The organism is Candidatus Limnocylindrales bacterium (assembly GCA_035571835.1).
Lineage (GTDB): Bacteria > Desulfobacterota > Binatia > UBA1149 > CAITLU01 > DATNBU01.
Map to the genome: position 1 here is coordinate 278,359 of DATNBU010000008.1, position 12,353 is coordinate 290,711.

Below are 12,353 nucleotides of genomic sequence, written 5' to 3' on the forward strand. Positions count from 1 at the left end.
CTGACAATGCCGTGGAAACAGATATGCTCGCCCGGTGCCCATTCGAGTGATCGGTTCCCTCGTCGCGGCGGCTGCGCTCGCGGTCGCGTGGCCTGCGTTCGCGATCGACCTCCCGATCCCGGGACAGGCTTCGCCGAGCGCAGTGCTTCCTCCGAAGATCATCAACGTGAGTGAGCCGAAAATCATCGACGTTGCGCCCGACATCGGCGACCTGCGCGCGCGACACGAGACCGCCGACCGCGCGCTTCTGCTGCGCGAATTTCCCGACGACCTCGTCGAACGGATGTGGATGCAGGACTGGCAGGATCTCGAGCGCGCGTATGCGGTCGGACGTCTCGTCGACGTTCCGTCGGATCCGGAAGGGCGCGGCATCCGGCTTCGTCTCGACGGCCCGTCGCGCATCGGCGAGCTCGTCGACGATCCGTATCGCCAGATGCTTCTGTGCCGGCTCACGCGACCTGCGGCCGGTCTTCTCTACCGCATCGCCGGAAGGCTGCGATTGATCGAAGGCGAGGCGTACCAGCCGCTCGAAATCACCAGCCTCGCGAGAACCTGGGACTACCAGCTGCGACTTGCCGACGTGAATCCGAACGCCGACCGCACGCCCGACGGCGTGCCGCCGACGCACGTGCTCGGCGTCGCGTTCGACATCGCGCGAACGCAGATGAGCGCCGAGCGCCAGGACCGGATCGAGTCACTGTTCGATCAGCTCGCGCTCGACGGCGAGCTTGCCTACTACAAGGAAGGCTCGAACAACGGACTCATGCACTATCACGTGATCGCGCTTCCGTCGGCCGACCTCGACCTTACGCGCGACTACGAGCGTACCACCGATGTCGCCCAGCGCCGCGACGACGCGCTCGACCGCCATCACTACGTCGCCGAGGCGCCGTGCGTGACGTTCGGGAGCTCGCTCGAACCGTTCAGCGCGATCTGCAGCTGCGAGCTGCCGCTCGAGGTCTCGGCCGGGCCGGTCGACCCGGGCGCCCCGATGTCGCACTGACCGCCTCTTCCTTTCGAGCTTTCGTTTTCACCTTTCCTCCCGTTTCCGGATAAGACCCGTCCGATGAACGTACGTGACGGATTTGTCGGTGCGATCGGCAATACTCCTCTTCTTCGCCTGCGCGGCCCGTCGGAGGCCACCGGCTGCGAGATCCTCGGCAAAGCCGAGTTCCTGAACCCCGGCGGATCGATCAAGGACCGCACCGCGTGGTTCCTCGTCGACGACTTCGAGCAGCGCGGTCTGCTCGAGCCGGGCGGCGTAATCGTTGAAGGCACGGCCGGCAATACGGGCATCGGCCTGTCGCTGGTCGCGGCGGCGCGCGGCTATCGCGCGGTCATCGTGATGCCGGAGACGCAGAGCGAGGAGAAAAAGCAGACGCTGCGCCTTTTCGGCGCCGACCTCCGGCTCGTCAAGGCCGTTCCGTACAAGGATCCCAACAACTACGTGCACGTCTCCGAGCGGCTGGCCGCCGAGATGGCGAAGACCGAGCCGCACGGGGCGGTGTGGGCGCAGCAGTTCGACAACACCGCCAACCGCGACGGCCACTATCATCAGACCGGCCGCGAGATCTGGGAGCAGACCGGCGGCAAGCTCGACGGCTTCGTTTCGGTGATCGGCACCGGCGGCACGATCGCCGGTGTCGGCATGTACCTGAAGGAACAGAACCCCGCCGTGAAAATCGCGCTGGCCGACCCGCTCGGCGCCGCGATGTATGCGTACTTCACGCGCGGCGTGCTCGAATCGAGCGGTTCGTCGATCACCGAAGGAATCGGGCAGGGACGCGTGACGAAGAACATCGAGGGCGCGCCCGTCGATCTCGCCTACCAGATTCCCGATGACGAGATGCTCGGCGTCGTGTTCGCGCTGCTTCGCGACGAAGGGCTCTGCGTCGGCGGCTCGACCGGCGTCAACGTCGCCGGAGCGATCCGCCTCGCGCGCGAGCTCGGGCCGGGCCACACCATCGTGACCATCCTCTGCGACGGCGGACAGCGCTACCAGAGCAAGATGTTCAACGCGGCGTTCCTGCGCTCGAAGGGGCTTCCGGCGCCGGACTGGCTCGATACGATCGGCTGAGAGTTCACTGCAGCACATTCCGCGCGGAATGTTCATGCACGCTGTCGCTGATCTGACGGAACCCGTTTGATCAAAAACCCCGAAACCGGGATCCACACAAGGCCACGACGACACGAAAAAAAGGCCGGCCCCGCGTCAGCGGGACCGGCCTTTTGCTGGTCGGCGACGATTCGCCGAAGTTTCAGATCACGGGGCTGCGCAGTTCACGTACGAACACGATCCAACCTCGTTGACGTCGCCCGGAACGTTCTTGCAGTCTTCCTTCCCGCCAAGCGGCTTCGACGGATCGCACGAAGCGCCCGCGTGGACTCCGCCGTAGCACCGCGCATTCGCGGTGCCGCACGGACACGTCGTCGGCGCGCACGTGACCGTATCGTTGTTGGCGTACGGTGCGGTGCCCGAATCCGGATCGAACTCGCAGCTGCCGCGGCAGACGCCGCCGCCGGTGCATGCCGTGTCGTCGACGCAGACGGTTCCGTCGTTGGTCCCGCGCACGCACGTCTTCGGAGCGCACTCCGCACTGCTCGTGCACGTCAGGCCGGCGTTCTGGCCGCCCTGGCAGGTGTTCGACAGGTTGCAGTCGCTGCCCTCGGCGCCGTCCGGATTGGCGCAGTCCATGTTCACCCACGCCGGCGAATCGTCGATCATCGCCTGCACCCACTCGGCGAACGTCTGGCTGTTGCCGAGCGCGTCCGTGCTCTTGAGCTCCGTGTAGACCTTGTCGGAACCGAAGATCGTGTGACGCGAGCCGGCGCCGGTGAAGTAGCGGTAGTTGGTCGCACGCGACGCGTTCTCACCCTTGAACTGGCGCATGCAGGCGTTCCAGTCGCAGGTCGACTCCTGGTAGTTGCCCCAGTTGCTGATGATGTTGATGTCCGGCGGTGTCGGATAACGCATCACCTGGAAGAAGTTCGACTGGCTGCCGCTTCCGCCGTCGTACGAGCTGTCGTAGTTCGCAAAACGTGCGTTCGTGAAGTGGTCGGCAAGGCCGTCGATCAGGTCGACCAGCGACAGGTCCTTCGGGTCATCCGAAGCAAGCCCCAGATCCGCGGGGAAGTTGTTCGCGACACCCCAGTTGTCGATGTAGCTGTCGAGCCACTGCTTGGTGATGACGCCGACGCCCGCGTCGCCGAGGACGGCGAAGTCGGAGTTCGGCCACACGTCGCGCATCAGGAAGTACGAGTTCATGATCGCGCCGTAGGAGCCGGCGCTCGATCCCGTCACGAACACGCGGTCGGGATTGACGAAGTGCTCTCGTGCGAACTTCTCGACCACGGCCGCATTGGAGCGCCCGTAATGCTGTGAGCCGTAGCTGGCGCTGTTCTCACCCCAGTGCACGTCGCACGTGCAGTAGGTAATGAAGACGACGTTCCAGTCCTTGAACGGGTTGTCGGGATTGTTGTAGTTCGCAAAACCGGTCGTCGACAATGCGGGATTGTCGTTCGCGTCGGCCGTGCGCGAGCAGATGCTGTTGGTCGGCGCGCCGTTGGGCGGAATGTGGTTGCACGAAGTGTCGCTCCAGCATGCTCCGCCGCCCTGGTAGTACATCAGCACGTTGTTGGTCGTGCCTTTGCGGGCGAAGTACATGTACGGGTCGCCGTCGATGCAGATCGGCTGCAGCTCTTTCTTCTGGTAGACGATCGTTCCGCACTGGGCGTTGGTCGTGCACGCGCTGTCCGTGCCGCCGCAGACGCCGCCGGCGCAAATGTTCGGCTGGATGGTCTGGAACGTCGTCGGGTAGTTCGGCGCGGTGGTGGTCTGCTCGACGATGCCGTCAACGACAGCCGTCGCGCCGGCAATCACGTTGGCGGACGCGCCGGCAAGGTTCTCGGTGCTGGCGTCGGCCATCGCGGCCGTGAGCGTGACCTTGCCCGGATCCTTGGTCTTGTCCTTGAAATATTTCGATTGGGCTTTGGTCGCGTCCTTTGCGTAGTCGCCGAGCTGCGACAGCGTGGAATCGGCTCCGATCGGTGTGATCACGCCGTCGATGAGCGTCTCGACCTGCAGCGAGGTCGCGGTCGACTCGTTGCACGCCGATCCTTTGCCGGCCGCTTTCGTCTCTTCCTTCGTCCAGGCCTTGTCGAGCTTCTCGACGGCCTTTGTGATCTTCTCGTTACGAGCGGCGGCGTCGTCGGGCTCGCCGACCCACGCCTTGACGACCGATGCTGCGTACTTGCCGGCAGCGGCCTGTTTTTTCGCGACGCAGGCGTCGCCGGCGAAACCGCCAGCCTGCGCGGCCGATGCCATGGCGAGACAGCCAATGAGCATGGCGGTCGTCGCAGATGATCGACGAATCAATGAATGCATTTCGAACCTCGCTTGAAGAAAGCCGTTGAAGGCAGGTTGCCCAGCGCGACCCTGTGCCGCGCGTCCCCAGATTACCGGCGAAAGTTAGGCTTCGGCCCAGACCGAAGTCAACGAAGACCTTGCACTCGGAACGCAATCTGTTTGCGCGAACATCGCGCGCGCCGCGTCATTGCTGAATGCACGTTTCACGAGACGATGGGCGGAACTTTCCGCGACGGCGGTGCGCACTGCGTCATTCTGCGTAGCCGAGTGCTCGCAGGCGCTCGTTCACAGCGGGTTCGTTCGGGATTCTCTGTGCCTGTCCGCCCATCATCTGCCGCCAGGCGCGCAGCCCTTCGGTCTGGATTTCCTCGAGACCGCGGCGGGCCGTCTCGTCGACTGTTTTGAGCAAGTCCGGTGCGGCCGCCGCTTCGACGCCGAAGCTCGGGGGTACGAGGTCGATGCGCCGCAGCGCGGTCGCCTTTCCGGCTCTGGCCGGGAGAAGGCGGTCCGGTGAAAAGTCTTCGTCGCGGGTACACGACAGCAGCCACAGTGCGTTCGGCGTCGCGAACGAACCGCAGCCGCGCGCGCGCCGCTCGCCGTCTTCGAAGCTCATTTCGTCGGCGACGATTGCGCGCACCGCTGCGTCGTTGCCGGCGAGCACGGGCAGAAGCGACGTTCCATGGACGACGAGCGTAGAGACATCGACGTGCGCGAGCTCGAGCAGCGTCGGCGCAACGTCGAGCAGAGCGACGGGTTCGCGAATGCGCCGCGATGGCGCTGCCGGCGCGTGCAGCAATGCTGGACGAGCGGCGGGATGCAGCTTCGCAGCCGGTGCACGAAGAAGAAACGGCACGCGCGCGATTTCGACGTGCGCCGGCGGATGATGCCGCCACATGCCGCCGTGTTCGCCGAGATACTCGCCGTGGTCGGCGATGACGGCAATGGTTGCGCGCGCGAGATCGCCGCGCGCATCGAGGTGGTCGAGAAGGGTGCCGAGCGCACGGTCGTTGGACGCGACTTCCGCGTCGTAAAGCGCGCGCCGCGCGCTCGCGGTCGGATGCTCGAGCCATGCGGCGTCGAGCGACGGATCGCGGCGAAGCGTTGCGCCGGACGCGGCAGGCAAGCCCGCTTCCAATGAGAGGTTGAGAGGCGGTCGCGGCTCGGGATCGTACGGCCCGTGCGGATCGAGGATGTGCACGTACGCGAAGTACGGGCGGCCGCGCTGGCGCGAAACCCAGCGGTCGAGCGGTCCGCCGCTCCGCACCAGATCCGCGGCCCGCGAGCCCGAGCTGCGCTCGTCGAACACCACGTCGAATCCCTGCGCAAGGCCCGCATAAACGCCGGCATTGCCGTTCTGCAGGAACGACGCCGTCGCGAAGCCGCACGCGCGCAGCGCCTCGGCGAGCGTCACGTAGCTCTCCGACAGCGAATCGGAAAAATCCCACACGCCGGTCGCGCTCGGCAGCAGCGACGTCATCAGCGAAGACACCGATGCGCGCGTCTGCGTGGCCTGCGAGAAAGCCCGTTCGAAGACGGCACCGCCGGCGGCGACGCGTTCGTGCGCCGGCGACGCGACCGGCCCGCCGTAGACGGACAGGCGATCGGCGCGCAGCGCATCCTCGAGAATCAGGAAGAACGCTTCGGTGCGATCGTCGTTCGACCGGGGCCGCACGACCGGTGAGCTCCACAGCACGACTGCGTCGCCTCGTGCGTGCACGGTGAGTGACAAGCGCACGCGCCGGCCGGCCCAGCGACTCATGTCGATCGAGACGTCGGCCCACGCTGCGCTGCCGGCCGGACGTTCGAGGACGGCCGTGCGCGCTCGGCCGTCGGTTACGGCGACCTCGACCCGCACCTGATCCTGGGCCCCGGTCTGCGCGAGGCCGGTTTCGAAGACGGGGCTGTCCGACGGTACCGCGACATCGAACTCGAGCGTCGTCGTCGCGCGCATGTAAAGGACGCTTCGCAGCTCCTCGCCGAGCTGTTCATGGGCCGTTCCCCACGGTCTCGATTCAAAACGCGCCGAGCGCGCCAGCACCCGGAAGCTGCGCACGATGATAGGCTTGTCCGCATGCGCAGTGAGAAACCAGCGGCGCACCGATTCGCCGTTGGCAAGGCCGCGGGCGAGGCTGCTCGCGGCGTCGATCGAGTATGTATGCACGCGGCCGTCGCCGACGAGCTCGATGCGTGCGCTGTTGCGCTTGATGCGGGGAGTGTCCGCCTTCCTGCTCCAGCCGACCAGCACGTAGCTGCGCGCCGAAGTCTCGATCTCGATCTCGATCGTGCCGATCGAGTCGCGGGCAATCGCGAATGCGTCCTCCGTCCGAATCCCGCCGCGAAGCTCGAGCCCGCGTTCGTCGAGCGTGTACTCGTCCTGTTTCTGTTTGCCTGCGCCGGCAATGCGCGCCGTCGCAGCGCCGGCCGTCGCTGGGTGCGCGCGAAAATCGATTTCGTAAAGTGCATGGCTGCCGGCGGCGGCCGCCTCGGACTTCACGCTCGCCGGCTCGATCTCGTCGAGCCGCACGACGCCGCGCGACGCGCACGAGCGGCGGATCTTCTCGAGAGCCTGAGCCTGGTAGCCGGGGCCTGCCTTTTCGGCGAGCAGGCGGCTTTGCGACGCGGCCTCGCTTGCTGCCGCCTGGATCAGTGCCGCGTCGTCGAGATCGCCGCGCGCGGGACACGCCGTCGCGGCGAGCAGAACCGCAGCGACCGGAAAAAGTGCAATCCGCGCCGATCCTGGCCTGTAAACGACGCGCACGGCGCGTAGCTAGGGAAAAAGCGGCCGCTAGTCGAATCGGGGGGACGCGTATTGCGGCGCGCGGATCGCGCGTCTGCCGCTGTTCTCGCAGCAATCCGGCTTCGCAACGCAAAAAATGCCGATTCTACGGATTCGTCGGAATCCGCAGTTTGTGGTTGATCGTGCGCGGATGCCCGTTGCATCATGCGGCCCCGTGAGAGCACGCCCCGGACTTACCGATCCTCCGAGCGACGACGAATTGTTTTCGCTCGCAGGCTTCCTCGTCGAACGACCCTGCGGAAGGCCTGCGCTCGGTCTCGAGCAGCTTCATGGATTCCTGACGTCGCTGCATTGCGTTCCCGGACCGCTGCCTCCGCGCACGTGGCTTCCGGTGGTCTTCGGCGGCGACGTCGAGCGATCCAAAGGGCGCATCGGCTCGGCGATGGTCGCCGTGGTCATGCGCATGAGCAACGAGATTGCGCGCTCGCTGTTCGATACCACCAATCAGGAGAACTACGTGCCGCTGATCGCGTTCCCGGGAACGTGCGAGCAGGTTTCGGCGCGCTCGTGGTGTGACGGATTTCTCGTCGGGCTCGATCTGAAGGCCCGTCCGTGGGTCGAGCACATCGAAGAGGATCCGGCCATGCGCCGGATCCTGTGTCCGATCATCGCGCTGTCGACGAGGTTCGGTGCGGTGCTCGAAGCCGAAGGGCGCCGTCTCGAAGACGATGCCGACGAAGAAGAGCTCGAAGAGATGCTGCCGTCGGCGGTGCTTGCCGCCTACAACTGGTGGCGGCTCGGAACCCCGCGCACGACCCTCAACACTCCGGAGGCAATTGCCAGCGCGATCATCTGAATCGCGAGCGAAGCCACTCCTTCCGTTCCGAAGCCGCTCGAGGCCACCAGCGACCACAGCAGCTGCGCAAGAAACGCGGCCGTCCATCCGTAGCATTCGGCGAGCGCACCGAGCGAAAGCGAAGCAGCCAGTGCCGACCACGGCGCCCACGGGCTGACGGCAACGCACCACAGCACGCTCGCCGTGATCCATCCGAGCCGCGTCGCAACGACGCCGCGAAACAGCACCACCTGGCCGAACACCGACATCACGGCGCACGCCGCCGCCGCGAGTGACACGAACATGGTCGACGGCACCGCGGCGTCGCGCAGGCGCGACAGCATCAGGTCGACGGCCGGCAGGACCGGCGACAGGTCGAGCTTCGGCAGCGGGCCGCTCGCTCCGAGGACCGCCGCGACGAGCGAGATCAACAGCACCGGCGGGACGCGGTGGCGCACGCGCGTCCTTTCGACGGCTTTCTGCTGCGGCTCGCGCACGAGCGCGATCAGCGCGCACGAAACCAGCGCCATTCCTCCGACCATCATCGAATGCACGGTCGGCGTGATCAGGTCGGTCGCGACGCCGCCGCTGCCGGCTCCCCACACTCCGGGACCGCCGACCGTAAGCCACCACAGCAGGATCGCGACGGCGGTCAGGCCCGCCGCGCCCCAACGCGTCGGCGACGAGTACGTATCGATGCGGTCGAGCTCGCGTCCGGTCTTCGTCAGCACGGCGGTGATGAACAGCGCCGTGCTGACCGAGGCCGCGACGATCTGACCCGGCGACGAATACAGATCGGCGGCGATCAGCAGCGGGCCGCCGAGTGGAATTGCCGCTGCGGCGACCGGGCTCGTTCCGGAGATCGCGCGCGACAGTGCGGCCATCGCGCCGGCGGCAACCGGCAGCACGCGCATCGGCGCCGCCGAGCCGCCGACCACGTCGTCGACGAGGCGCACGAGCCACAGTCCGAAGGCAACAGCGGAACCGATGAACATCGGCAGGCCGAGAAGCCACCATCCGGGAGCCTGCACGCCGCGCCAGCACGCCACGGCGGCCGCGACGAATGCGGTCAAGGTTGCGGACGCCGTCCACGCCAGCCACTTGCCGCCGATCAGCTCGCCGCGGGTGATTCCGGCCGTGAGCAATACTTCGAGAGTCCGGCGCGCGCGTTCGCCCGGGAGCGCATCGGCAAGCGGTCCCGTCAGCAGCGAGATCGCAAGGATCGCGATCAGCAGCGAGCGTCCGGGCAGGCGACCCGGCAGGACGAAGTTGCGCGTTTCGAAACGCTTCGGCCCGTCGAGCGTCTCGAGCGCGGCGCGCGTCTCGGGCGACAGGTCGACGGCGCGCACGATCAGCGGATTCTCGCCGTGCAACTCGATGTTCGCGCGGTCGGCGGTTTCGAATCGATCGGCGAGCGCGACCGGAATCTCGCCGATGGCGGCGATCTTCGGCGGCCGCGGAGGTCCGAGAAGATCGGGGTCGGCCTGCACGACGACCGGAGGCGGCGCCGGCGGCCGGATGCGCGGCGTCGGGATCGCTCCGGCCGGAAGCAGAAGCGCGGCGGCAACGCCGAGCAGCTTGAGCGCGGGACGGCCGCTCATGTGGTTGCGAACTTCGTAGCGCGCAACCGACAGCAGACGCCCGATTCTGAGCAGTGGCCGGCGGCTCACACTAACTCACGGCGGTGAAAATCGACGGAGACGACAGCGGCGATCAGCACGGCGACCGGTACGATCCACAGCGACGCCGCATTTCCGGAAAACGACGAGCCGAGCGACATCAGCGGAAGGAAGCGTCCGACGGCCGGACTCCAGTAACCGAGCGAGATCAGGCCCATGCTGACCATCAGCGCCTGCGAGAGCGGTCCCGAAAAGCCGCGGACCGAGTTGGCACGCGCCATCAGCACGACGCCGAGCGTGCCGCCGAGCACGGCAGCGAAGAAGCCGGCGAACATCCAGTGGTAGAGCCGATAGATCGGCAGCAGGCCGTCGACGATGAACAGGCTGACGATGAGGGCAGGGCCGAGCACTGCCGCAAGCGCGACGATCCTCGCAGCGGCATGGATCCAGCGCGGCACCGGCAGTGCGAGATCCGATTCGAGCACGCCGCTCGAGCGGTCGCGGTACAGCGAGCCGGCGCCGATCACCACGCCGTACAGCGTGAACAAGAGCGCGACGACGCCGGCGAGAAGCCCGGTGACGGGCCGCAGCTCGACGTTGTCGCGCCGGCGTTTCTGCGGCGCAGGAACTTCGAGGCGCCAGCGTTCGTTGGTCAGGTTGCGCAGCACCGACTCGGCCTTGTAGCTGAGCGAGCCGCCCCACGTGACGCCGAGGACGAGCTTGTCGCCTTCGCGCCACACCGCGCGCTCGGCGCGTCCGTCCTTGAGCGTGGCCTCGGGATCGTCGACGACGAAGACCTGGAAATCGGCGGCCTTGAGCGGCTCGACGACCGACGCATCGCTCACGTAGATCACCGGATTGCTTCTCCACGCGATCGTCACCGATGCCGAGATGAACATCGACAGCGCCGTCAGAAGCCCCGGCCACGCGAGCGCGCGCACGACGAGCCCTTCGCGCAGAAGGCGCACGATGATCGCGACCGACATTCCGGCGAGCGCGCGAAGGTTCGACGGATGGATGCGCACCGCGGGCAGACCCATGCTGCCGCGGCGAGCGCCGGCTTCCTGCGGATCGTCGGCGATGCTCACGCGGCGTTTTCGCGGGTCGGCGACGCGGTATCGCGAGGCGGGGCTGCGTTATCGCGAGCCGGCGCTGCGTTGTCGCGAGTAAGATGGAGGAACGCGTCGCCGAGCTCGCGCGTCCCGGTCGACGACAGCAGGCTTGCCACCGAGCCTTCGGCGACGATGCGCCCGCCCGACATCACGCCGATGCGTGAGCACAGGGCCTCGACCTCGCCCATGATGTGCGACGATACGATCACCGCGCGGCCTTCTCCGGCGAGGCCGCGGACGAGCTCGAGCACGTCGCGGCGTCCACCCACGTCGAGGCCGTCGGTCGGCTCGTCGAGAAGCAGCAGCGGCGGATCGTGGATGAGCGCGCGCGCCAGCACGACGCGTCTTTTCATGCCGGTCGACAGCGACGAGCATGGCGTGCGCGCATAGTTGGCCGCGCCGAGACGCTCGAGCAGGTCGGCGGCGCGGCGGCCGGCGTCGTGGATGCCCTGGATCTCGCCGAACAGCTGCACGGTCTCGATCGGAGTGAGGCGCTCGGGCAGGCCGGCTTCGGCCGGAACATAGGCGAGGCGGGAACGTGCGCCGACCGGATCGTCGACGGCATCGATTCCGTCGATCTCGATGCGGCCGCGTTCGGGTCGCAGCAGTGTCGCGAACAGGCGCAGGGTAGTCGTCTTGCCGGCGCCGTTGGGGCCCAGAAGGCCGTAGATCTCTCCGGTATCGACGCGAAGAGTAAGGCCGCGGACCGCTTCGACGCGCCCCCGCGAGCCGTCGAGAAATGAGCGTGCAAGATCTTCGGTGACGAGCATTTGCGCGAGTGTAGCGGGCAGACGCGTCCCATCCCAGTCGGTGTGCGACGAAAATACGGGCATGGCGCCGCGAAGTTGCGCCACCGCCTTCCGCTGACATCATCGGCTCCCCGATGCGATTTCCATTCATCAGGCCCGTGAGGAGGCCGGCGAGCAGTTTTGCGCGACGCGTCCTGTCCGCGCTCGAGCGTCACCGGTTTCTCGCCGCGCTCGTCGCCGCCGATGTCGCCAGCAAGGTTGCGGCGTTTCATTTCCTGCCCGACGGCCGGGCGGTCACGCTGCTGCCAGGAGTGCGGCTCTATCTGGCCGTCAACGAATGGGGAGTCATGGGAGGAGTCGAGGGAATCGGCCGCGTGACGGCCAATCCGGCCTACACGGTGCTGCTGGCAGCCGGTCTGATCGTGTTCGCCGGTGCGATCGTGCGACTGAGCGCGTCATCGATCGCGTTCGGATGGCAGGTCTTCGCCGGCCTGCTGGTGTTTCTCGGCGTTGCGTTCGCCGCGCAGGCAATCGCCGCGCCGCTGTCGCACATTCCGCTTCCGGCCAGCATGATCGTTGCGACCATTCGTCTTGCCGTGCTCGCGGTGAGCCTCGCGTTTTATTTTGCTTCGAGCGCGCCGATTGCGCGTGCAGCGTTCACGCTGCTTGCGGCCGGATCTCTGTCCAACGCGGTTTCGTACGTTTATCCACCCTACGAGGTAGTCGATTTTCTCATCGTGCCGCTCGGATCGCTCTCAGACGGGGCGTCGTTCGGCGTGATCAATTTTGCCGACATCTACCTGTTCCTGTTTCCGCTGATGCTTCTCGCGTGGCCGGCGTCGGCGCTGATCTCGCGCAGATTGCGCACACGCACGGCACTCGGCTGAGGAACACGAAACAAACCAGCTTGCTCCTTCGGCGGTGAACCGGTTAAC

Annotated in this window: 9 protein-coding genes; 4 read left to right on the plus strand and 5 right to left on the minus strand. The window is 66.7% G+C overall.

The features are described 5' to 3' along the window. The first annotated feature begins 46 nt into the window (after positions 1–46). Positions 47–1,003, plus strand: coding sequence for a hypothetical protein (locus VN634_02905; GenBank protein HXC49811.1), 957 nt, complete (start codon positions 47–49; stop codon positions 1,001–1,003). Between the two features lie 63 nt (positions 1,004–1,066). Next, positions 1,067–2,077, plus strand: coding sequence for a cysteine synthase A (locus VN634_02910; protein HXC49812.1), 1,011 nt, complete (start codon positions 1,067–1,069; stop codon positions 2,075–2,077). Between the two features lie 186 nt (positions 2,078–2,263). Here VN634_02910 and VN634_02915 read toward each other — a convergent pair whose 3' ends face one another. Further along, a complete protein-coding gene (locus VN634_02915) occupies positions 2,264–4,345 on the minus strand; it encodes a pectin acetylesterase-family hydrolase (GenBank protein ID HXC49813.1) in 2,082 nt (693 codons plus the stop codon). A gap of 271 nt (positions 4,346–4,616) precedes the next feature. Then, positions 4,617–7,124, minus strand: a complete 2,508-nt coding sequence (locus VN634_02920; protein HXC49814.1) for a sulfatase — start codon at positions 7,122–7,124, stop codon at positions 4,617–4,619. 193 nt (positions 7,125–7,317) lie between these two features. On the opposite strand from VN634_02920, the gene VN634_02925 reads away from it, so the two are divergent. Beyond that, on the plus strand, positions 7,318–7,959 hold the full coding sequence (locus VN634_02925; protein ID HXC49815.1) for a YecA family protein: 642 nt from the start codon (positions 7,318–7,320) through the stop codon (positions 7,957–7,959). On the opposite strand, the gene VN634_02930 is transcribed toward VN634_02925, so the two are convergent. The 3 genes from VN634_02930 to VN634_02940 are packed head-to-tail and all read right to left on the minus strand — an operon-like array spanning position 7,884 to position 11,502. Continuing rightward, positions 7,884–9,608, minus strand: coding sequence for an ABC transporter permease subunit (locus VN634_02930; GenBank protein ID HXC49816.1), 1,725 nt, complete (start codon positions 9,606–9,608; stop codon positions 7,884–7,886). The two genes, VN634_02925 and VN634_02930, sit on opposite strands and share 76 nt — an antisense overlap. Next, positions 9,605–10,645, minus strand: a complete 1,041-nt coding sequence (locus VN634_02935; GenBank protein ID HXC49817.1) for an ABC transporter permease subunit — start codon at positions 10,643–10,645, stop codon at positions 9,605–9,607. The genes VN634_02930 and VN634_02935 overlap by 4 nt, the downstream gene beginning before the upstream one ends. Further along, the gene (locus VN634_02940) at positions 10,642–11,502 is read right to left on the minus strand and encodes an ABC transporter ATP-binding protein (protein HXC49818.1); all 861 of its coding nucleotides are present in this window, start codon (positions 11,500–11,502) and stop codon (positions 10,642–10,644) included. Before VN634_02940 ends, VN634_02935 begins: the two co-directional genes overlap by 4 nt. A 74-nt stretch (positions 11,503–11,576) precedes the next feature. Here VN634_02940 and VN634_02945 point away from each other — a divergent pair, with 74 nt between their 5' ends. Then, positions 11,577–12,305: a signal peptidase II gene (locus tag VN634_02945; protein ID HXC49819.1), complete on the plus strand. Its 729-nt coding sequence runs from the start codon at positions 11,577–11,579 to the stop codon at positions 12,303–12,305. The last annotated feature ends 48 nt before the right edge of the window (positions 12,306–12,353 follow it).

Coding starts and splice junctions, on each gene's coding strand:
- VN634_02910 (HXC49812.1), top strand. CDS start 1,067: ATGAACGTACGTGACGGATTTGTCGGTGCGATCGGCAATACTCCTCTT.
- VN634_02915 (HXC49813.1), bottom strand. CDS start 4,345: ATGCTCATTGGCTGTCTCGCCATGGCATCGGCCGCGCAGGCTGGCGGT.
- VN634_02940 (HXC49818.1), bottom strand. CDS start 11,502: ATGCCCGTATTTTCGTCGCACACCGACTGGGATGGGACGCGTCTGCCC.